Below are 21,058 nucleotides of genomic sequence, written 5' to 3'. Positions count from 1 at the left end.
TTCGCTGACACCAGAAACCTACGAGCCGTCAATCCATCACGCCACGACCGATTTTGGAGCATGCCATAATCCAGCGTTATGGATGTGGATCTGCGCGACCTCGAACTCCTGGAGGCGATGGCCGAGTCCGGCTCGCTGACCGCCGCCGCCGCGCGGCTCTACGTGAGCCAGCCCGCCCTGAGCCAGCGCCTGACCCGGCTGGAGGACCGGCTGGGCATGCGGCTCTTCGAGCGCACGGGCCGCCGCCTCGTGCCGAACCCGGCCGGCCGCAGGATGCTCGTCGCCGCGCGCCAGGTCCTCGGCGAACTGGAGTCGGCCACCCGCGACCTGCGGGACATCCGTGACGGCAGGAACCGCCGGGTGCGCTTCGCCGCCCAGTGCAGCACCACCTTCCCGTGGCTGCCGCCCGTCCTGCGCGCCTTCCGCGAGCGGGAGCCGGACGCCGAGGTGCGGATCGTCACGGTTCCCGGCGACGCGCCGGTCCCGGCCCTCCTCGCTGACCTCGTCGACGTCGCCCTGGTCACCAGGACGGACCCGCAGATGGACCGGGTGGAGCTGACCCGGATGTTCGAGGACGAGATGGTGGCGGTGGTGCCCGCCGGACACCGCTGGGCTTCGCGCACGCACGTGACGGCCCGCGACTTCACGGGCGTGGACCTGGTCCTCTACGACGTCTACGACCAGAGCCGGATCCCCTCGGAACCGCTGCCGATCCCCCGGGGCGCCCGCCCCGCCCGCATCACCACCATGCCCCTGGTGACCGACCTGGTCATCGAGATGGCGGCGGGCGGCCAGGGCGTGGCGATCCTCCCGAACTGGGTGGCCGCGCCGTACGCGTCCTCGCACGGCCTCGCCCTGGTGCGCATCGGGGCCGAACCCCTGACCCGCACGTGGTTCTGCGCCACCCGTCCCGGGCCCCTGCCGCCCCTCCAGGCCGCCTTCGTGGAGGAACTGACCACCCACCTCACGGGCCCCCGGCCCGCCTGAGGACGGCCGGGCGCCCGGCCCGGGGCCTGCGTCAGGAAGCGCCGGCCTTCGGGGTCGGGAGGACCACGTCGCCCAGGGTGGGGACCGCTTCCGGGCGGGAGCGGACGGCCGCGCTGCACGACCACGCCCGCGGCGGATCCGAGTCCGGGCCGCCCAGGACCACCGGTCCCTGCCCCGCCGACACCACTTCGCTCTCCGAGAGCGTGCACACGATCTGCGACAGGGCCCCCAGCGGCAGGTCCTCCGGCTTGCGGCTGAGCCGGACCGTCCCCGCCGGGTCGCCCGGCCGCGGATCCGCCGTGGTCAGCCCGGCCGGGACCCCGGTCGTGAAGCCGGCGTCGCGCTCCTCCGGTGACGGATCGCGCTGGAGCGCTTCCAGCAGGGCCTGGCTGACGAGCACCACGGCGTCCCTGGACGACTTCTTCTCCGGCATCGGCACCACCCGCTCGACGCCGACCAGTTGGGAGCCGCAGACCAGTTCCACCGTGGCCCGGATGCCCTGGACCGTGCTCGTTCCGGCCGACGGCTTGGCGGGGGTGTCACAGGACACCCGCGAGGGGGCCGCGCCCACGTCCACCGGCACGGTGCTCGCCTGGATCCCGCACCCGGCGACCGCGAGCCCCCCGACGGCGAGCCCGCACAGGACCGCGACCGCCGAACTGCGCACCGCGCCGAGCGCCGGACTGCGCTCCGGACCTCGCTCCGAACTGCGCTCCGAACTGCGCATGCGACTACGCCTCGTCTTCATGCGCGATCACCTTCCCCACGTCCATCGGCAGCCGCAGGGTGAACAGCGCACCGCCCTCCGCCCTGTTCGCGGCAGTGATGTCCCCGCCGTGGATGTGCGCGTTCTCCATCGCGATGGACAGGCCCAGACCGCTGCCGTCCGACTTCGGCCGGGACGCACTCGCCTTGTAGAAACGGTCGAACACGTGCGGCAGCACGGCCTCCGGGATGCCGGGCCCGTTGTCGCGCACCGCGATGACCAGCCACTCCCCCTCCACCAGCACGGAGACCCGTACCGGCGAACCGCCGTGCTTGAGCGCGTTGCCGATCAGGTTGGCGAGGATCACGTCGAGGCGCCGGGGGTCCAGGCGTGCCACGATCCCGCGCTCCGCGTCGAGTTCGACCGCGTCCAGCCAGGCCCGCGCGTCGATGCACGCCGTCACCATGTCGGCGACGTCCACATCGTCCAGCACCAGCCGGGCCGTCCCCGCGTCGAAGCGGGTGACCTCCATCAGGTTCTCCACCAGGTCGTTGAGGCGCCTGGTCTCGCTGACGACCAGCGCCACCGCCGGTGCGATCATCGGATCGAGGGTCTCGACCTCCTCCTCCAGCACCTCGGCGACCGCCGTCAGCGCCGTCAGCGGCGTGCGCAGCTCGTGGGACATGTCCGCGACGAACCGCCGGCTGGACTCCTCCCGCGCGCTCATGTCGGCGACCTTCTTCTCCAGCGCCTCCGCCGTCTTGTTGAAGGTGTGCGACAGATCGGCGAGTTCGTCCGTGCCCGACACTTCCAGGCGGTGGTCCAGCTCCCCCTCGCCGAGCCGCCGCGCCGCGTCGCCCAGGCGCTGTACGGGCTTGAGCACGGTCCGGGCCGCTGCCTGCGCGAGCAGCGCGGAGCCGAGCAGCGCGAGGCCGGTGGCGATGGTCAGCGACCAGGCCAGGGCGTTGAGGTCGTCGCGCTCCTGGGCGAGGGACTTGTACATGTAGCCGGTCGGCCCGCCGCCCACGATCCGGGTGCCGCCGACCAGGTACGGATTGCCGTTGGGCTTCGTCCGCTGCCAGTACATGTGGTACTCGGCGTCGTTGACCGCCGTCGTCTTCTGCCGGTCGTTGACCGCGTGCTGGAGCGACTTGGGCACGTCGGCCATCCGGAAGGCGTCCGGACCGGCCGCGCCCGTCACCGTGGTGTGGTCCTTGCGCTCGTGGACCAGCAGCACGCTGTAGCCGGGGCTGCTGCCCGCCATCATCTCGGCGGTGCGCTGCAGCTCCTCCTGCGTCGGATCGATGGGCAGCGCGGCGGCCCGGTTCTGCATCTCCTGGCGGAAGTCGCCGAGGACGGCGTCCTGGGTCCGGTCCAGTACGGCCTGGCGGTTGAGCCAGTACGCGATCCCGGACGCGGAGACGGCGGTCGTCAGCGCGACCAGGGCGAACACGATGAGGAGCCTCAGCCGCAGGCTGGTCCAGCGCCGGCCCGCGAAGAGGGCTTTGATCACTGAGGGGAGTCCAGTCTGTAGCCGACGCCCCGCACCGTACGGATCAGGGTGGGCGAGGAGGGCACTTCCTCGACCTTGGCGCGCAACCGCTGCACGCACGCGTCGACGAGGCGCGAATCACCCAGGTAGTCGTGTTCCCAGACCAGCCGCAGCAGCTGCTGGCGGGACAGGGCCTGGCCGGGGCGGCGGCTGAGTTCCAGCAGCAGCCTCAGCTCGGTCGGCGTGAGTTGGAGGTCCTCGCCGTTCTTGGTGACCGTCATGGCGTTGCGGTCGATGACCAGCGAGCCGAAGACGGCCGAGTCGGTGGCCTCGCGCTCGCCGCGGCGCAGCACGGCGCGGATGCGGGCGTCGAGGACCCGCCCCTGGACGGGCTTGACGACGTAGTCGTCGGCCCCCGACTCCAGGCCGACGACCACGTCGATGTCGTCGTTGCGCGCGGTCAGCAGGATGATCGGCAACTGGTCGGTACGACGGATGCACCGGCACACCTCGAAGCCGTCGATGCCGGGCAGCATCACGTCCAGGACGATCAGGTCCGGACGCTGCTCGCGCAGCAGCTTGAGGCCGTCTTCTCCCGTCGCCGCAGTGGCCACACGGTGGCCCTGGCGTGACAGGGAGAGTTCGAGGGCCGTGCGGATGGCGTCGTCGTCCTCGATGAGCAACAGGAAAGGCACGGGCTCATTCTGTCCCATCGCCCCTCGGGACTTCGACCGTCCTGCCCACCCGATCCTCCGGGGGCCCCTGTGACAGGCCTGTGACAGTCGAAGGACACCCCGGTTATGTCCGGCGGGCAGTCTTCTACCAACGAACCAGACAGACTCCACGACGGGGGGCGCGAGATGAGCACGCTGCACGCCACCACCACCAGCGCGGTTGTCACGCGGCTGCACGATGTGAACCGCAGGACGGCCGTCCGAACGGCAACGGCCCCCACCCGGCGGCCGTCGCACGTGGTGGCCATCGACGCGAAGAACTACGAGCGCCCCTCCGTCCCCGCGCAGCGCACGCCGAGCTCCTCCTCCTCCAACGAGGCCGAGTTCACCGCGTACGTACAGGAACGGCGGGCCGCCCTGTACGCGACGGCCTTCCACCTGACGGGCGACCGCTACGAGGCCGAGGACCTGCTGCAGACCGCACTGTTCTCCACGTACCGCGCCTGGGACCGCATCAGCGACAAGGCGGCGGTCGGCGGATACCTGCGGCGCACGATGACCAACCTGCACATCAGCGCCTGGCGCCGGCGCAAGCTCAGCGAGTACCCGACCGAGGAGCTCCCGGAGACGGCCTCGGACACGGACGCGATGGGCGGTACGGAGCTGCGTGCGGTGCTGTGGCAGGCGCTCACCCGCATCCCGGAGCCGCAGCGCACGATGCTGGTGCTCCGCTACTACGAAGGCCGCACGGACCCGGAGATCGCCGAGATCCTGGGCATCAGCGTCGGCACGGTGAAGTCCAGCATCTGGCGCTCGCTGCGGCGGATGCGCGAGGACGAGGCCCTGAACTTCGGCGCCGACGAGGCGGAGTCCTTCGAGAAGCTCGTCGCGTAGAACCAACAGACCAAGGGGCCAGGGGGCCCGTCCTACGGGGGTGGGACGGGGGTCACGGGGGCAAAAGGCGGGATCAAGCGGATGGGGGTCCGCTGGTCCCGCCTTTTGGCATGCCGTGATCCAGCCTCGGCAGCCGCTACGCCGGGGCCGCGGCCCGGTGGCGCCCCGCCGCGGCGGCGGCCAGTCGCCCGAGGGCCTCGTCGCGGCCGCAGGCGTGCGCGCCCAGCGCGATGTGCCGTGCCACGATCCCCCGCTCGGCCCGCATCAGCCGCCAGCCCCTGCGCAGCAGGAAGAGGACGGACTTGCGGCCCTCCCGCAGGTCCCGCGCGAGGCGCCGACGGAAGGTCGTGGAGGGACGGCCCCGCAGGCAGATCGCATCCGCCAGCAGCCCCAGCTCCTGGCACCGCACCGCGACGTCCGCCGCGAAGATCCCCTCGGCTATGAACAGCGGGGTCCGCGAGATGTCCAGGGCTTCGGTCCCGGTCCGCGAGGACGTGGCGATGTCGTAGACGGGAACCTCCGTGCGCCCGGCCGCGCACAGTTCCGCGATCGCGGCCACGGCCGCCTGCGCGTCCCAGGACAGCGGGGAGTCCCAGTCGATGTCGTCGCTGCCCTCGACCAGGGGGAGGGTGGGATCGTCACCCTCCTTGTAGAAGTCGTCCAGGCGCAGCACGGGCAGCCCGGACCGGGCCGCCAGCGAGGACTTGCCGGATCCCGAGGGTCCGGTCAGAAGGACGACACGCGTAGGCAAAGGAGAGGTACGGCTCACGGAACACAAGTGTGAACTATTACCTCGCGCAGGGGACCTACCGAAAGACCCGTTGGTATCCAGGATCACACCTCCACTACGCTGCGTGCGCACGCGACTACGAGACCGTACGAGCCCACAGGCGGGAATCCATGGCACGTCACGCAGCCCCCAAAGCCCCCCAGACCAAGGCGCTGCGCACCGCAGGCCTGACCCTCTCGATGGCCGGTGCGGCCCTGGCGATGGCCGCCGGCGGCGCCCAGGCGGGGGAGCTCTCGGTCCCCGCGGCCCTGTCCGGGGTGGCCGATCCGATCTCGAACCTCAAGGTGAACCCGCTGGCCAACACCGGTGTGGACCCGCTGGACAACGGGGTGGCCACGAAGGTCGCGGACTTCCCGTCGGTGGGCACGGGCATGCTGACGGGCAGCCTGACGCGCGGTTCGTCGATCGGCGAGCTTCCCACCGCGGCGGCGTCCTCGCTGCTCGGCCCGCTGCTGCCGGGCGCCGTGAAGTAGGGGCGCCCGGAGCCCCGTAGGACACGAAGAGGCCCCGGCAGCGCGGGGGTCGCTACCGGGGCCGGTTTCGGGGGCGGGTCTAGTACGAGGATCCGCCCGCGCCTAGCGACCCGGTCGGGTGCCAGACGGTCTTGGTCTCCAGGAAGGCCGTCATGCGCGCCGTTCCCGGGTCCGCGATCCAGTCGTCCACAGGCTGTGGACGCAGAACGCGCTTGAGGTTGTCCGCCGCCGCGATCTCCAGCTCCTTGGCGAGCGCGGAGTCGGCGCCCGCCAGGTCGATCGCGTTGACGTCCTGGTGGGACGCCAGGTGCGGGGCGATCTCGGCGGCCTTGCCGGACAGGATGTTGACCACTCCGCCGGGCAGGTCGGAGGTGGCCAGCACCTCGCCGAGGGAGAGCGCCGGGAGCGGGGCCTTCTCGGAGGCGATGACGACGACCGTGTTGCCGGTGGCGATCACCGGGGCGATCACGGAGACCAGCCCGAGGAAGGAGGACTCCTGCGGGGCGACGACCGTGACGACACCGGTCGGCTCGGGGGTCGAGAGGTTGAAGAACGGGCCCGCGACCGGGTTGGCCCCGCCCACGATCTGGCCGATCTTGTCGGTCCAGCCCGCGTACCAGACCCAGCGGTCGACGGCCGCGTCCACGACCGCCGCGGCCTTGGACTTCGACAGCCCCTCGGCCTCGCCGACCTCGCGGACGAACTGCTCCCGGCGGCCCTCCAGCATCTCGGCGACGCGGTAGAGGATCTGGCCGCGGTTGTACGCGGTCGCGCCCGACCAGCCGCCGAAGGCCTTGCGGGCGGCGACGACCGCGTCGCGGCCGTCCTTGCGGGAGGACAGCGGGGCGTTGGCCAGCCACTTGCCCTTCGAGTCGGTCACCTCGTACACCCGGCCGCTCTCGGATCGCGGGAACTTGCCCCCGACGTACAGCTTGTAGGTCTTGAAGACGCTCAGACGGTTCTGGTGCTGATCAGACATCGAGGTAGCCCTCCAGGCCGTGGCGGCCGCCTTCGCGCCCGAAGCCCGATTCCTTGTAGCCGCCGAAGGGCGAGGTCGGGTCGAACTTGTTGAACGTGTTGGCCCACACCACACCCGCGCGGAGCTTGTTCGCGACCGCGAGGATGCGCGAGCCCTTCTCCGTCCAGATGCCGGCGGACAGGCCGTACTGGCTGTTGTTGGCCTTGGCGACGGCCTCGTCGGGCGTACGGAAGCTCAGCACGGACAGCACCGGGCCGAAGATCTCGTCGCGGGCGACGGTGTGCGCCTGGGTGACGTTCGTGAAGAGCGTCGGGGCGAACCAATAGCCGGCGGACGGCAGCTCGCACGCCGGGGACCAGCGCTCGGCACCCTCGGCCTCGCCGGTCTCCACGAGCGCGGTGATCCGGGCGAGCTGCGCGGCGGAGTTGATCGCGCCGATGTCGGTGTTCTTGTCGAGCGGGTCGCCCAGGCGCAGCGTGGACAGGCGGCGCTTGAGCGAGTCGAGCAGCTCGTCCTGGATCGACTCCTGGACCAGGAGGCGCGAGCCCGCGCAGCAGACCTGGCCCTGGTTGAAGAAGATGCCGGTGACGATGCCCTCGACGGCCTGGTCGATGGGGGCGTCGTCGAAGACGATGTTGGCGCCCTTGCCGCCCAGTTCCAGGGTGACCTTCTTGTCCGTACCGGCGACCTGGCGCGCGATGGCCTTGCCGACGGCGGTGGAGCCGGTGAAGGCGACCTTGTTCACGTCCGGGTGCTCGACGAGGGCCGCGCCCGCGTCTCCGTAACCGGTGAGGATGTTGACGACGCCCTTGGGCAGGCCCGCCTGGCGGCAGATGTCCGCGAAGAACAGCGCCGACAGGGGCGTGGTCTCGGCGGGCTTGAGCACGACCGTGTTGCCGGTGGCGAGCGCCGGGGCGATCTTCCACGCGAGCATGAGGAGGGGGAAGTTCCAGGGGATGACCTGGCCGGCCACGCCGAGGGGGCGGGGGTTGGCCCCGTACCCCGCGTGGTCGAGCTTGTCGGCCCAGCCCGCGTAGTAGAAGAAGTGCGCGGCGACGAGCGGCAGGTCCGCGTCGCGGGTCTCCCGGATCGGCTTGCCGTTGTCGAGGGTCTCCAGGACGGCCAGCTCGCGGCTGCGCTCCTGGATGATCCGCGCGATGCGGAAGAGGTACTTGGCGCGCTCGGAGCCGGGCAGCGCCGACCACTTCTCGAAGGCCTTGCGGGCGGCCTTCACGGCGCGGTCCACATCGGCGGCGCCGGCCTGCGCGACCTCGGCGAGGACCTCCTCGGAGGAGGGGGAGACGGTCTTGAAGACCTTGCCGTCCGCCGCGTCGGTGAACTCGCCGTCGATGAACAGCCCGTAGGAGGGGGCGATGTCGACGACCGACCGGGACTCGGGAGCCGGTGCGTACTCGAAGAGGGATGCCATGGTGATCAGTCCACCGTCACGTAGTCGGGACCGGAGTAACGGCCGGTGCTCAGCTTCTGGCGCTGCATCAGCAGGTCGTTGAGCAGGCTGGAGGCTCCGAAGCGGAACCAGTGGTTGCTCAGCCAGTCGTCGCCGACGGTCTCGTTGACCAGGACCAGGAACTTGAGCGCGTCCTTGGTGGTCCGGATGCCGCCGGCGGGCTTGACGCCGATCTGGATGCCGGTCTGCGCCTTGAAGTCGCGGACGGCTTCGAGCATGAGGAGCGTGTTCGCGGGGGTCGCGTTGACGCCGACCTTGCCGGTGGACGTCTTGATGAAGTCGGCCCCGGCCATCATGCCGATCCAGGAGGCGCGGCGGATGTTGTCGTACGTGGACAGTTCGCCGGTCTCGAAGATCACCTTGAGGCGGGCCGCGCTGCCGTCGGGGCGGACGCAGGCCTCCTTGACCGAGCGGATCAGCTCGTAGGTGTCGAGGTAGCGGCCGGCGAGGAAGGCGCCACGGTCGATGACCATGTCGATCTCGTCGGCGCCGGCGGCCACGGCGTCGGCCGTGTCGGCGAGCTTGACGGGCAGGGCGGCGCGACCGGCCGGGAAGGCGGTGGCCACGGAGGCGACCTTGACGTCGGCGCCGTTCAGGGCGGCCTTCGCGGTGGCCACCATGTCGGGGTACACGCAGACGGCGGCCGTCGTGGGCGTGGTGCGGTCGGTCGGATCGGGGTGCACGGCCTTGGCGGAGAGCGCCCGGACCTTGCCCGGGGTATCCGCGCCTTCCAGCGTCGTCAGGTCGATCATCGAGATGGCCAGGTCGATGGCGTAAGCCTTGGCCGTCGTCTTGATCGAGCGGGTGCCGAGGGAGGCCGCGCGGGCCTCCAGGCCGACAGCGTCGACGCCGGGCAGCCCGTGCAGGAAGCGGCGCAGCGCACTGTCGGACGTCGTCACGTCAGCGAATGCGGTGAGGGTGGTGGGCATGGTCACCACATGAGCATATCTACGCGCGTAGCGGCCTGTCACCCCCTCCTCCCTATTGATTCGGAATCGGACATCCCGTTTGCTGTTACACAGCGAAGACAGGAACAAGATCGTCCAGCAGTGGAGGGTCCGTAGATTCTTCTTCAGCAGCCCGCCACACCTGACCCGGTGGAAGACACACCGACCAGACTCAACGAGGCATGCGACTCTCCTCCACCTTCCTCACCATGCTTCAGGAGTCGTTATGCGTTCCGCCCTCGCCCTCCGCACCGCCATCGTCACCGCCGCCGTCGCGGGGACCCTTCTCGCTCCGGCTGCCACCTCCGCCTTCGCGGCGGCGACCGCGCCGCAGACCGCGCTCGCCGCGGCGGCGACCTCGGTCAACGGCCGGTACGAGGGCACGCCGGTCTACATAGGCGAGGGTCTGGTCGCGGTGCTGCGCAACAAGGCCGAGGGCCCGGAGGCCTGGATCCGCTACGTGGGCACGGACTGGAAGCCGGGCGACGTCTACATGGTCCGCGTCATGGACAAGCTGGACCGCACCCACACCAGCGCCGTGGTGAGCGGGCTGGAGCTCAAGCTCACCAAGGCGGACACGGCGGTCCCCGTCCTCACGGTCACCACGGCCGGTGTCACCAAGTCCTACCCGCTGCCGGCGGGCGAGGCCACCACGCCCGCGTCCTGCGTCTCCCCGGTCAAGACGGTGAAGCTCGGCGAGTACCGGTCCGCGGACCTGACGATGTCCCCCCAGGGCCCGAAGGCCTTCGTCCACAACCTGGAAGGGGACCCCGCGCCGCTGACCCTGGACCGCACCCACCCCAAGGGTCCGGACGCGGACACCCTGCGCATCGAGAACCCGAGCGGCGCCGCGCCGGTGCTCCGGTGGAAGTACCAGGCCGGCGACCCGGCCAAGAGCGCCTCCTTCCCCGCGCTCCCCAAGGGCTGCAAGGCCGAGTACCCGGTCAAGGACGACGAGCCCACCACCCCGGCCGACAAGTGCGTCTCCGAGATCAAGCAGGTCCAGGTCGGCAACTACCTGTACGCCGACCTGACGATGTCCCCCCAGGGCCCCAAGGCATTCGTCCACGACACCGAATCGGAGTCGGACCCCTGGACCGTGACGCTGACCCGCACCAACCCGACGGGGACCCCCCAGTACTACCTCCACATCGCGAACGCGAGCGGTGCCGCGCCCGTCATGGAGTGGAAGACCCAGGGCGGCGACTCCCCGGTCTTCAAGGCCTCCTTCCCCGCGCTCCCCAAGGGCTGCAAGGCCGCGTACGAGGTCCACGACGACGCCGCGCCGAAGCCCACCCCGGCCGCCACCCCCGCCGCGTCCTCGAACGTCTCCACCCAGACCAAGGGCCAGACCACCGTGGTTCCGCAGGGTGCGGTCGCGGCCGGTGCCGAGATCCCCGTCGCGACGGTCGCGGACACCGACGACACCACCACCCTGGCGGCGGGCGCCGGCCTCCTCGCCATCTTCGCCGCGCTGGGCACGGTCGCCCTGCGTCGCCGCCGCAGCAACGTCTGATGTAGCGGCCGCACAGCGGAAACGTCTTCCCTCCCCCTTCGGCGGGCCACCCTTGCGGTGGCCCGCCGGTCCCCGTTCAGGAGTTCCCCATGTCCCGCGCCATCCTCCGCGCCGCCCTGCTGCTCGCCCCGGTCGCCCTCGCCACCCTCACCGGCTGTGGCGGCGCCGCCCCCGCGGCCACTCCTCCGGCGCATGTCGTCCCGACTTCCGCCGCACCCGCACCCGCCACCGCCTCCGGCGCGGCCGGCGCCGCGCCCGCCGCACCGATGGCCGCCTCCGAGCCCGTACGGGTCCGCGTGCCCGCGGCGGGGGTCGACACCTCCCCGGTGCTCGGGCTCGGGCTGGCCGCCGACGGGACCGTCGAGGTGCCCTCCGTGGCGGACGGGGACAAGATCGGCTGGTACACCAAGGGCGTCACCCCCGGCGAGACCGGGCCCGCCGTACTGATCGGGCACTTCGACACCGCGCGTGGCCCGGCCGTCCTCAAGGACGTCGCCAAGGTCCACACCGGCGACGAGATCACGGTCACCCGGGCGGACGGCACGGACGCCGTCTTCCGCGTGCGCGAGCTGGAGCAGGTGGACAAGAAGAACTTCCCCACCGCGAAGGTCTACGGGGACACCGCGCGCCCCGAGCTGCGCCTGATCACCTGCGGCGGCGACATCACCGCAGGCCACCGCCCCGACAACATCATCATGTACGCCGATCTCGTACGTTGAGACGGCGTGAGGCAGAATCGGGCGCATGAGCAGCGAGCAGCCCACAGATGAACCGGTGTACGACGACCGGGTCTACCGCTCCCCCATGGCGACCGTCACCGGAGTGGCGATGCTCGCCCTGCTCGCGTGGCTCTGCGGGGACACCGTGGTGCGGGGCAGCGGGAACGCGCCCTGGATCGCCGTCGCCGTCGCGCTGTGCCTCGCGCCGCTCATCGTGGCCTTCACCATCCGCCCGGCCGTCTTCGCCAACGCGGACCGGATGCGCGTGCGCAACCCCTTCCGGACCATCGAACTGCCCTGGGGCGCCGTGGACACCGTCCGCGCCCGGTTCTCGGCCGAGGTGGTGGCCGAGGGGTCGAGGTACCAGCTGTGGTCGATCCCCGTCTCCCTGCGGGAGCGCAAGCGGGTGAACCGCATCCAGAACGGGCGGCCCAGCCGGCTCGGCGGGCTCATGGGCCGGAGCATGACCGCTCCCGGCGACGGCGCGAAGCCGCCGGTCGACGCGGCGCCGCGGGCCTCGGCCGACCAGAACGTGGACGAGCTGCGCGAGCTGCACGAGCGCGGCGCCTCGCGGGCCGGCGCCCAGGGCACCGTCAAGGTCGCCTGGTCCTACGAGATCCTCGTGCCGGCCGTGATCGGCCTGCTGCTCCTGATCGTGTTGCTCGCCACGGGCTGACCGGCCCTTTTCCCGGAACCGCGGGGACCGGACGGTGCGTCTCCACAGGCGTGCACCGTCTCAAGGGCAGCGGCAATGCCGCTCTTCACCTGCGGATCCGGCTTCTCTCCTGGGTCCTGCTGGCCGTTCACCTCTTCCTCGTCGGCTGGCTGATGCTGCGCCCCCTGAACGTCCCCTGGGCCGCCGCGGCCAATCTGACCCCGCTGGAGGGGATCCGGGCGGACCTCGCCTACGGGCCCCTGGAGGCGGCCCGCCGGATCGGCGCGGGGCTGGCGCTGCTGGCCCCGCTGGGGGTGCTGCTGCCGCTGGCCGGCGGGAGCGTGGGGCTGTCGCCGCTGGCCGCCTGGTCCTCGCTGGCCCGGACCGCCGCGGCGGGTGCGCTGGTCTCGGTCGGGGTCGCGATGCTCCAGACCGGGGTCCCGGGGCAGGTGGTCGACGTGGATTCGGTGCTGCTGAACACCCTCGGCGTGATGATGGCGCACCTGGCCGTCGTACCGGTGGTGCGGGCCCGGCTGCGGCGTTCCCCGAAGGGCGTGGCGAAGACCGGTCCGAAGGCCTCCGCGCAGGCCGCTCCGTCGGGGTCTCCTGCGAGGCCTCAGGGGGCTGCTCGGGTGGTCCCCGAGAGGGGCTCTCAGGGGGCGACCCCGAGAATTACCAGGGTCGGGCTCGGCCGCTGGAGCGACGTCCTCTCCGCGGTTCAGCGGGAGTATTGAGTCATCGAGGGAAAGCCTCCCGAGAAGACGAAGAACTACCGACGAACGACCGAGGAGAGACCATGAGCGCCCTTGCCCGCCCCCGTGACGGACGATGGATCGGCGGAGTCTGTGCCGGTCTTGCGCGCCGATTCGGAATATCCGCGAACACGATGCGCCTCATCTTCGTGGTGTCGTGCCTGCTCCCCGGCCCGCAGTTCCTGATCTACCTGGCGCTGTGGGTGCTCCTGCCGAACGACAAGACGGGCGCCGCCGGAACCGCCGGCTGGTAGTTCCCCGGCCGCCCGGTGGGTGGGCAGCCCGGTCAGCCAGCGGTCCGATCAGCTGACGGCCCGGTCAGCCGGCGGTCCGGTGCTCAGCCGGCCGTGCGGACCTTCTGGATCTGCTTGTCGGTCACCGCGTGCGGGACTTCGGGGGTCTTCCCGCTTCCCGTCACGTTGAGGGCCATCAGGCGAACGACGGTGTCCCCCTGGCGCACGACGACCAGGTGCACCTGGGCCGCGACGCCCGCCGCGGACACGGTCGTGGTCCAGCTGACGCTCTCGTCGCCGCCCGCCTTGTAGTCGACCGCCTTGACGTCGCGGTAGCTGCCGGCCTTCTTCTCGACGGTGGCGTTGAAGCCCGACGCGCAAGCGGGAACGGCGTCCTTGAGACGGGCGATCAGCGCCTTCGCGTCGGACTCGGTGTAGGAGCTGACCGAGGCCGAGACGGCGAGGCCCAGCTCCGTTTGCGAGCCGACGCCCCGGTTGACGGTTTCGCGTGCGGCCGGGTCGGGCTTGTCGCCCATGATGTCGGCGAGCGGCTGGCACGCCTTGCGGTCGGCCTGGGGCTGGCCGGTGGGGGCGTTGGGGTTCTTGCCGTTCGCGGAGATCTGGTAACCGGCCAGGTCCCCCTGTTCCAGGGCGGAGCGCTCCAGCCGGCTCGCGGCCCGCTTGGGCGCGGCCGTGCCGGAGGCACCCGCGGTGCCCGCGGCCCCGGGGGATCCGGCGGAGCCGGCCGATGCGGCTGGGCCGGGTGAGCTCGCGGAGCCCTTCGGATCCGCGGAATTGCCGCTCGCGGAGGTGTGCGTACTACTGCATCCCACTGCCGCGAACAGCAGGGCGGGGAGCAGCGCGGCCATGACGGTCCGAGCCTTCATGCGCATGATCGAATTACCTCATACCCCGTACGTCGGCGGGCAGTTGGCTGTGATCGTGGCACATGCCACGACGTGGCGCACACCTGCCCGAAGGGGTGTGCGCCACGTGTGCGTACGTGCGAATCCCGACAGGTGCGGGTCAGCCGCCGAGGTTGCTGAGGCCGCCGAGCGGCAGGCCCCCGAGGCTGCTGGTGAGCTGGCCGACCGGGTCGCTCGACTGGGGGGCCGCCTGGCCCTCCTCCGGGCTCACGTGCTGCTGGCTGGTGAGGCCCTGGACGGTGCCCAGCGCGTCGCCGAGGCCGACGGCGGGGACGGCGGCCGAGGCGGTACCGGCGGCGACGGCGGCGAAGGCGGCACCGAGAGCGGCGACACCGAGGGTCTTGGCAGCTGACTGCTTCATGAAGGATCGTCCTTGCGACGGGGAAATGAGCGGCTCCGCAAACTAGTCACTTCAAACCCCGGCCCGCAAACATCATTAAATACGAGAAGGCGTCCGGGAATTGCTCCTCCCGGACGCCTTCAGTCGGTCATGCCGTGGCCTATGCCGAGACAGAACCCCTGGTGGAAGCGGTCTGACGGAACAGCCATTCCGACTTCAGCTCCGCATAACCCGGCTTGATCACGTCGTTGATCATGGCCAGTCGTTCATCGAAAGGAATGAACGCCGACTTCATCGCATTGACGGTGAACCACTGCATGTCCTCGAGCGAGTAGCCGAAAGTATCGACGAGGTGCTCGAATTCACGGCTCATGCTGGTGCCGCTCATCAGCCGGTTGTCGGTGTTGACGGTCAGCCTGAAGTGCAGCTTGCGCAGCAGGCCGATCGGGTGCTCGGCGTAGGAGAGCGCCGCGCCCGTCTGCAGGTTCGACGTCGGGCACATCTCCAGGGGGATGCGCTTGTCCCGGACGTACGAGGCCAGGCGGCCCAGCGTCACGGACCCGTCGGCGGCGACCTCGATGTCATCGATGATCTTCACGCCGTGCCCGAGCCGGTCGGCGCCGCACCACTGCAGGGCCTGCCAGATCGACGGCAGGCCGAAGGCCTCGCCCGCGTGGATGGTGAAGTGGTTGTTCTCGCGCTTGAGGTACTCGAAGGCGTCGAGGTGGCGGGTGGGAGGGAACCCGGCCTCGGCGCCGGCGATGTCGAAGCCGACGACGCCGTTGTCGCGGTAGCGGTTGGCCAGCTCCGCGATCTCCAGCGCGCGGGCCGCGTGGCGCATCGCGGTGAGCAGGGCGCCGACGCGGATGCGGTTGCCGTCGGCCTTCGCGAGGCGCTCGCCCTCACGGAACCCGTCGTTCACGGCCTCGACGACCTCTTCGAGGGTCAGGCCGGCTTCCAGGTGCTGCTCGGGCGCGTAGCGGATCTCGGCGTACACGACGCCGTCCTCGGCCAGGTCCTGGGCGCACTCGGAGGCGACCCGGAAGAGGGCCTCCTTCGTCTGCATGACCGCGCAGGTGTGCGCGAACGTCTCCAGATAACGCGGGAGGGAGCCGGAGTCGGCGGCTTCGCGGAACCAGATGCCGAGCTTGGCGGCGTCGGTCTCGGGAAGGTTCTCGTAGCCGACCTTGTCAGCCAGCTCGATGATGGTCCCGGGGCGCAGACCACCGTCGAGGTGGTCGTGCAGGAGCACCTTCGGGGAGCGGCGGATCTGATCCGGGGTGGGCAGGTTGGGGGTCTCGCTCGTCATCTGGGCACTCTAGCTCCTACGCGCGTAGAGCGGGTGCGCTGGCGCGAGATCCGATAGGCAACATTGACCGCTCCCCTCCCGAAGGGAGTGATTCCTCCTCGGGGTGGCGTGGGGATTTTCGGCTCAAGCCGCCCGGCGAACCGGCGGTTCGTCGGGTCTTGCGCTCTCGGCGCCGACCGGGTTCAGACCTGCCCTGACGAGCATCACGTGTGCGGAGTTCTTGTCCCTTGGGGACACGGCTCCGCACGCGGTGCAGGTATAGGTGCGCATACCCAGCGGCAGTGCGTGCTCGGCTCTCGCTCCGCACTGCGCGCAGTCCGTCGCGGTGTACGCGGGGTGGACCAGGTGCACGGCACGACCGTGCTTGCGACCCATCTCCACCAGGTCGCCTCTTTCGGATCTTGCCGGTCAGGTCCGCGTCGTCCGGTGCCGTGCCTCGGTGCGCTGCCGGGTCTCCCGAGTATTGGACGCAGGGCTTCACTCTGTGCGGGGACCACGAGCGAACTCGCTCCCCTCAAACCCCGACGCCCCATCCGAACGGGTGACCGATGCATCGTGCTCACCAGATCGCCATCACCCCTGAAATACCTTGACCGTGCGAACAGCTGACGTACACCTCCGGGTCTGAGACTGTTTCGCCATGGCACAGCATGCGCCGTCGGCGCGCGGGGCCCGTCTGGGGCGGGCGGCCGGCGCGACCGGCTCGATTTCCACGGTCAGTGGTGTGGTGCTCCTGCTTCCCGGAGCGTCCAGATTGTCCCCCGGTCCGTTACGGCCGCTCGCCAGGGCACTGGCCCGCGCGGGCGCGGCGGACGGGCTGGTGACACACCAGGTCATCCACGGCGGGGGCACCCGGGAGGCGGAGGCCGAATGGGCGGCCGACGAGGTGGTCCGCAGGTACGGGGACGTGCCGGTGTGCCTGGCCGGATACGACGCGGGCGGCCGGGCGGCCCTCGTCGCGGCGGGGCACGAGGCCGTCAACTCCGTTCTGGCTCTTGCCCCTTCGCTGCCGAAACGGTCCGCCTCGAACTCCCCCGAACCGGTGAAACAGCTGTCGGGACGCCGGGTGTTGATCGTGCACGGCACCAACGACGCCCGCAGCGACCCGGAGTTGTCGTACCGGCTGGCGACCCGGGCGAAGAAGGCCAACCGCACGACGTGCCGCTTCGAGGTGCACTCCGACGGTCACGGGCTGCGCGAGCACCAGGCCGAGGTCGTGGCCCTGTCCGTGGACTTCGTCCTGGGCTCGGTGTTCAGCGGCCCCTACTCGCGCCCGGTCACCGACGCGCTGGCGGCTCCGCCGCCGCTGGGTCTGCGAATGCCGCTCGCCTCCGGCTACGGGCGTTCGCTGCGCGGCTGACGCCCCGCCGCCGACACCCCGCCGCCGGCAGCTGTCAGGTCCCCCATGCCCCGAGGCTGGTCATCCGCTCCGCGACCCGGTCCGGGGAAGGGCGGTCCATCCGGTCGGCGAGCCTGCCGTCGGCCAGGAACAGCACGGTGTCTGCGTAGGAGGCGGCGACCGGGTCGTGCGTGACCATGACGACCGTCTGGCCGGTGCCGTCGACGCTCTCGCGCAGCAGCGCGAGGATCTCCTTGGCCGTCACCGTGTCCAGGGCTCCGGTCGGTTCGTCGCCGAACAGCACGTCGGGGCGGGTGATCAGGGCGCGGGCTATGGCCACGCGCTGCTGCTGGCCTCCGGAGAGCTCGCCGGGGCGGTGCGCGGCGCGCCCGCTCAGCCCGACCCGGCCGAGCACCTCTTCCAGCCAGGCCGGGTCGACCTTCTCCTTCCCCAGGCGCAGCGGGAGTTCGATGTTCTGCCGGACCGTCAGCGCGGCCACCAGGTTGAACGCCTGGAAGACGAAGCCGATGCGCCCCCGCCGCAGCCGGGTCAGTTCGGTCTCGCTCAGGCCGTTCAGTTCCGTGCCGCCTATGTACGCCGACCCGGTGGTCGGCGTGTCCAGGCCCGCCGCGCAGTGCAGGAAGGTGGACTTGCCCGATCCGGAAGGGCCCATCACGGCGGTGAACGAGCCGCGCGGGACGCCCACCGTCACTCCGTCGAGGGCGCGGACCTGGCTGCCGCCCTTTCCGTACACCTTGGTCACCGCGTCCAGCCGCAGCGCGTGGTCCGTCGTCCGGTCGCCGCCGCGGGGCGGTGCGCTCGTCATGGTCGGCTTCATGGACGCCGGTCCTCTCGTATCGGGGTCGAAGGGGTCGAAGGAGTCGAAGGGGTCGAAGCAGGGGGGCGGTACGGCTAGTCGACGGCCGCCGTCAGCCGTACCGCGGGGGTCCGCAGGGCCAGCCGGGCCGGTACGAGTACGGCGGCCAGCGCGACCACCAGGCAGGCGGCCGAGGTCGCCAGGAACGGCACCAGCGGCACCACCACCTGCGCCCCCGGTACGAGTTGGCGCAGGGCGGCCCACAGTCCGGCCAGGCTGACGGCGACCACGCCCGCCGCGAGGAGGCCGCCGACCGCGACGACGAGCAGCGCCTCGCCCGCCACCATGGCCAGTAGTTGGCGCGGGGTGGATCCGGTGAGCCTGAGCAGGGCGAACTCGCGGCCGCGGCGGCGGGTGGACATCACCAGGGTGTTGGCCACGGCGACGCCGGTGTAGAGGACCGCGATGCCGCCGATGAGGTAGAGCGCCGTACGGGCGTCGTCCTGGCGCTTGGTGTCACCGGCCGCCGTCCACGCGGCGATCGGTACGGCGCGGGCGGCCTGGCCCTCGAGGAGCGTGTCGAGCTGTCCTCGGACGGCGGCCCGGTCGGCTCCGGCCGCGAGCTTCACGTAGACCGCACGGGGCAGTTCGCTGCCCGCGTGGGCGGGGGTGAGCACCGCGCCGTTGCCGCTCGTACTGGTCTTGAAGACGGCGGCGACGGTGAGCTCGTGCCCGGTTCCGTCGCCCATCCAGACCTCGACCTTGTCTCCGACCGCCCGGTTCCAGGACTGGTCGACGGCGATGGAGCGGTCGTCGAGCTTCTTCGCGTCGCCGGCGACCACGGGCAGCGCGAGCACGTTCCCGATCGCCGCCGGATCGACGGTCTCGGCGGAGTACGGGATCAGCGCCCCGCCGCCGGAGGGGTCGGCGAAGGCGTCGGGGCCGGGGACGGTGAAGACGGTGGCCGGGGTGGAGACGGCCACCGAGACTCCGGGGAGCGCGGACACCTTGTCGACGAGCTCCCGGGTCAGGCCGGGGGCGTGGGCGGGGGTGACCACGAAGTCGGCGCCCGCCACCCGGGACGCCGCCTCCTTGGCGCGGGCGCCCTCCAGTGAGCCGGAGGTGCTCCACAGCGAGCACACCAGGCCGACGGTGATCAGCACCGGGGCCGCGGTGGACGCGGTCCGGCGCACCGAGGTGACGGTGTTGGCCCGCACCAGGACGGCCCCCGCGCCGCGCGTCCTGGCGAAGGGCGCCGTGGCCGCCTTGGCGAGCAGCGGGATCACCACGGGCGAGAGCAGGGCGAACGCGAGGATGAGCGCGGGGCCCACCGAGGTCGCCAGGCTGGCCCAGTACAGCGGCGGCAGCAGCGGGGCGGCGGCGATCAGGCCGATGCCCGCGGCGAGGGCGCCCAGCCCGCCCAGCCAGCGCGGCCAGGTCATGGCCTTGGTGTCCACGGCGACCTCGCGCAGCGCCTCGATGGGGCGGACCCGGCCGGCCCGCAGGGCGGCGGCCCCGGCGCCGGTCACGGCGAGCAGGATTCCGAGGAGGAAGACCACGGCGAGCAGGACGGCGGAGGCCGCGTCCACGGTGACGGTGAACCAGCTGGGGGCCATGCCCTCGGAGGCGAGCTTCCCGGCGAGCGCGGGCGCGGCGGCCAGGCCGAGCAGTACGCCGGTCCCCGAGGCCAGGGCGCCCACACCGACGGCCTCGGTGAGGACCAGGCGGCGCACCTGGCGCGGGGTGGCTCCCGAGACCCGGAAGAGGGCGAGTTCGCGGCGGCGCTGGGCGACGGAGAAGGCGAAGGTGGAGCCGACGACGAAGACGGAGACGAAGCCGCCGACTCCGGCCGCCATGCCGAGCATGGTGGAGACGCCGATCAGTGCGGACTCGTCGGCGCGGTACTGCGGGTCGGCCTTGCCGCGGGCGGAGCCGGTCAGCACCTCTCCCCGCGGGCCCACGGCGGCCCGTACCGCGGCCGCGTCCGCGTCGGTCACCAGGGCGTCGATGCGCGGCGAGATCCGCGCGGCCTCGGCCTCGGCGAAGAACACGGGCTGCTCGAAGGGCAGTTCGGCGACGGTACCGGCCACCGTGTACGGGCGCTGCCCTTCGGCCGTCTGTACGAGGACCCGTGCGCCCGGCTTCGCACCGGACCCTGCGCCGACCACGATCTGGCCGTCGCCGACCGGGGCCCGGCCGGCGGTCAGCCGGTAGCCGCCGAAGGCCGCCGAGGTCCACGGGTGGCCGACCGAGCCGGCCGGGCCGCCCGCGAGCTGGGCGTAGAAGGCGCGGTCCACGGTCACCGTGCCGGTGGCGGACACGGCGGCCACCACCTCGGCGGGCAGCGCGCGCGGCTCCTCCAGGGGCAGGCTCTGGGTTCCGCCCCACTCGGCGGGGACCGTGAGGTCGGGCAGCGCCCGGACCACGACGGGGGCGCCGGCGAAGCGGCCGGGGCCGCGTTCGGGGCTGTGGGTGGTGGCGGCGAGGACCAGGCCCATGGCGGACATCAGCGCGACACCCAGGGCGAGCGCCAGGAAGGTCCCGCCGAAGGAGGCCCATCTGCTGCGCAGCGTGAGCCAGGCGATGTTGAGCATGTGCGGTACTCCCGTGGGCGGTTGGGCCGGCGCGAAGGCCGGTTGACCAGCCGGGCCCGAGGGTGCCACAGCAGCCGGGGCGGCATCAGGGGGTGTCCGACTGGTGGGCGCTGTCCGGCCTGGTCAGGGAGGTGCGGGCGGCAGTGACGGGCGGGCGGAGCGCCCGGGGTCGTGATGCCGGTGCTCGCACGGAGCGGTGCCGGTGGCCGGTGGCTGGTGGCCGGTGCATGGTGTCGGTGGTCGCGCGGGGCCGCCCGTACCGGCCGCACCGTCCCCTCCCGGTCGGACGACACGGGCGGGCCCGGCGCAACCACCTGAGGCACGCGACCGCGCGAGGGTGCGTTGCCATGACGGCGAGGCACGGACTCGTGGAAGCCCGCACCCTCCCCCGAGAACGCCGTGGTACCACTGTGCCGGTTCGGCATATGCTCGCGAAGATCGAAGGGCA

Annotated in this window: 21 protein-coding genes and 1 pseudogene; 9 read left to right on the top strand and 13 right to left on the bottom strand. The window is 71.7% G+C overall.

What is annotated here, in order from left to right:
- The first annotated feature begins 78 nt into the window (after positions 1-78).
- Positions 79-987 carry a LysR family transcriptional regulator gene (locus OG490_RS23365; RefSeq protein ID WP_330298232.1) on the top strand — a complete coding sequence of 303 codons (909 nt, stop codon included), beginning with the start codon at positions 79-81 and terminating at the stop codon, positions 985-987.
- 31 nt (positions 988-1,018) lie between these two features.
- On the opposite strand, the gene OG490_RS23360 is transcribed toward OG490_RS23365, so the two are convergent.
- From OG490_RS23360 to afsQ1, 3 genes are read right to left on the bottom strand one after another with little or no spacing between them, the layout of a single operon-like run.
- Positions 1,019-1,714 carry a hypothetical protein gene (locus OG490_RS23360; RefSeq protein ID WP_330298231.1) on the bottom strand — a complete coding sequence of 232 codons (696 nt, stop codon included), beginning with the start codon at positions 1,712-1,714 and terminating at the stop codon, positions 1,019-1,021.
- A gap of 4 nt (positions 1,715-1,718) precedes the next feature.
- Positions 1,719-3,206, bottom strand: coding sequence for a HAMP domain-containing sensor histidine kinase (locus OG490_RS23355; RefSeq protein ID WP_330298230.1), 1,488 nt, complete (start codon positions 3,204-3,206; stop codon positions 1,719-1,721).
- Complete coding sequence (afsQ1, locus tag OG490_RS23350; RefSeq protein ID WP_330298229.1) at positions 3,203-3,880, bottom strand: two-component system response regulator AfsQ1; 678 nt, start codon at positions 3,878-3,880, stop codon at positions 3,203-3,205. The genes OG490_RS23355 and afsQ1 overlap by 4 nt, the downstream gene beginning before the upstream one ends.
- A gap of 165 nt (positions 3,881-4,045) precedes the next feature.
- Between afsQ1 and OG490_RS23345 the strand changes: the two genes are divergently transcribed.
- On the top strand, positions 4,046-4,753 hold the full coding sequence (locus OG490_RS23345; protein ID WP_330298228.1) for a SigE family RNA polymerase sigma factor: 708 nt from the start codon (positions 4,046-4,048) through the stop codon (positions 4,751-4,753).
- Between the two features lie 136 nt (positions 4,754-4,889).
- Here OG490_RS23345 and OG490_RS23340 read toward each other — a convergent pair whose 3' ends face one another.
- Positions 4,890-5,588 (bottom strand): uridine kinase family protein, encoded by a 699-nt coding sequence (locus OG490_RS23340; RefSeq protein ID WP_330301022.1) that lies wholly within the window; start codon positions 5,586-5,588, stop codon positions 4,890-4,892.
- Positions 5,589-5,653: 65 nt separating this feature from the next.
- On the opposite strand from OG490_RS23340, the gene OG490_RS23335 reads away from it, so the two are divergent.
- On the top strand, positions 5,654-6,016 hold the full coding sequence (locus tag OG490_RS23335) for a hypothetical protein (protein ID WP_330298227.1): 363 nt from the start codon (positions 5,654-5,656) through the stop codon (positions 6,014-6,016).
- 79 nt (positions 6,017-6,095) lie between these two features.
- Here OG490_RS23335 and OG490_RS23330 read toward each other — a convergent pair whose 3' ends face one another.
- From OG490_RS23330 to deoC, 3 genes are read right to left on the bottom strand one after another with little or no spacing between them, the layout of a single operon-like run.
- Positions 6,096-6,995, bottom strand: coding sequence for an aldehyde dehydrogenase family protein (locus tag OG490_RS23330; RefSeq protein WP_330298226.1), 900 nt, complete (start codon positions 6,993-6,995; stop codon positions 6,096-6,098).
- Entirely contained in the window at positions 6,988-8,424 is a 1,437-nt protein-coding gene (locus OG490_RS23325; protein WP_330298225.1) for an aldehyde dehydrogenase family protein, read from the bottom strand. The genes OG490_RS23330 and OG490_RS23325 overlap by 8 nt, the downstream gene beginning before the upstream one ends.
- 5 nt (positions 8,425-8,429) lie before the next feature.
- Entirely contained in the window at positions 8,430-9,392 is a 963-nt protein-coding gene (gene deoC / locus OG490_RS23320; protein ID WP_330301021.1) for a deoxyribose-phosphate aldolase, read from the bottom strand.
- A gap of 244 nt (positions 9,393-9,636) precedes the next feature.
- On the opposite strand from deoC, the gene OG490_RS23315 reads away from it, so the two are divergent.
- The 5 genes from OG490_RS23315 to OG490_RS23295 all read left to right on the top strand — a co-directional run bounded on the left by OG490_RS23315 (position 9,637) and on the right by OG490_RS23295 (position 13,306).
- A complete protein-coding gene (locus OG490_RS23315; protein WP_330298224.1) occupies positions 9,637-10,926 on the top strand; it encodes a hypothetical protein in 1,290 nt (429 codons plus the stop codon).
- A gap of 89 nt (positions 10,927-11,015) precedes the next feature.
- The gene (locus tag OG490_RS23310) at positions 11,016-11,645 is read left to right on the top strand and encodes a class F sortase (protein ID WP_330298223.1); all 630 of its coding nucleotides are present in this window, start codon (positions 11,016-11,018) and stop codon (positions 11,643-11,645) included.
- A gap of 25 nt (positions 11,646-11,670) precedes the next feature.
- Positions 11,671-12,321 (top strand): PH domain-containing protein, encoded by a 651-nt coding sequence (locus OG490_RS23305; RefSeq protein WP_330298222.1) that lies wholly within the window; start codon positions 11,671-11,673, stop codon positions 12,319-12,321.
- Between the two features lie 50 nt (positions 12,322-12,371).
- A complete protein-coding gene (locus tag OG490_RS23300; RefSeq protein WP_330298221.1) occupies positions 12,372-13,034 on the top strand; it encodes a VanZ family protein in 663 nt (220 codons plus the stop codon).
- A 62-nt stretch (positions 13,035-13,096) separates the two neighbouring features.
- Complete coding sequence (locus OG490_RS23295) at positions 13,097-13,306, top strand: PspC domain-containing protein (protein WP_330298220.1); 210 nt, start codon at positions 13,097-13,099, stop codon at positions 13,304-13,306.
- An 83-nt stretch (positions 13,307-13,389) separates the two neighbouring features.
- Here OG490_RS23295 and OG490_RS23290 read toward each other — a convergent pair whose 3' ends face one another.
- From OG490_RS23290 to OG490_RS23275, 4 genes and pseudogenes are all read right to left on the bottom strand, one after another.
- A complete protein-coding gene (locus OG490_RS23290) occupies positions 13,390-14,172 on the bottom strand; it encodes a hypothetical protein (RefSeq protein ID WP_330298219.1) in 783 nt (260 codons plus the stop codon).
- 139 nt (positions 14,173-14,311) lie between these two features.
- Positions 14,312-14,572: a hypothetical protein gene (locus OG490_RS23285; RefSeq protein ID WP_330298218.1), complete on the bottom strand. Its 261-nt coding sequence runs from the start codon at positions 14,570-14,572 to the stop codon at positions 14,312-14,314.
- 139 nt (positions 14,573-14,711) lie between these two features.
- Positions 14,712-15,860 (bottom strand): adenosine deaminase, encoded by a 1,149-nt coding sequence (locus tag OG490_RS23280; RefSeq protein WP_330298217.1) that lies wholly within the window; start codon positions 15,858-15,860, stop codon positions 14,712-14,714.
- Positions 15,861-15,983: 123 nt separating this feature from the next.
- Positions 15,984-16,244: pseudogene (locus OG490_RS23275) on the bottom strand (zinc ribbon domain-containing protein); the annotation flags it as partial.
- 256 nt (positions 16,245-16,500) lie between these two features.
- Between OG490_RS23275 and OG490_RS23270 the strand changes: the two are divergent.
- On the top strand, positions 16,501-17,220 hold the full coding sequence (locus tag OG490_RS23270) for an alpha/beta hydrolase (protein WP_330298216.1): 720 nt from the start codon (positions 16,501-16,503) through the stop codon (positions 17,218-17,220).
- A 34-nt stretch (positions 17,221-17,254) separates the two neighbouring features.
- On the opposite strand, the gene OG490_RS23265 is transcribed toward OG490_RS23270, so the two are convergent.
- Both OG490_RS23265 and OG490_RS23260 read right to left on the bottom strand, forming a co-directional pair.
- A complete protein-coding gene (locus OG490_RS23265; RefSeq protein ID WP_330298215.1) occupies positions 17,255-18,025 on the bottom strand; it encodes an ABC transporter ATP-binding protein in 771 nt (256 codons plus the stop codon).
- Between the two features lie 86 nt (positions 18,026-18,111).
- Entirely contained in the window at positions 18,112-20,610 is a 2,499-nt protein-coding gene (locus tag OG490_RS23260; protein WP_330298214.1) for an ABC transporter permease, read from the bottom strand.
- Positions 20,611-21,058 lie beyond the last annotated feature (448 nt).

The sequence above is a fragment of the Streptomyces sp. NBC_00503 genome (assembly GCF_036346895.1).
Taxonomy (GTDB): domain Bacteria; phylum Actinomycetota; class Actinomycetes; order Streptomycetales; family Streptomycetaceae; genus Streptomyces.
The sequence above is the reverse complement of the archived record's forward strand: the minus strand, read 5'-3'. Positions and strand labels throughout refer to the sequence as shown.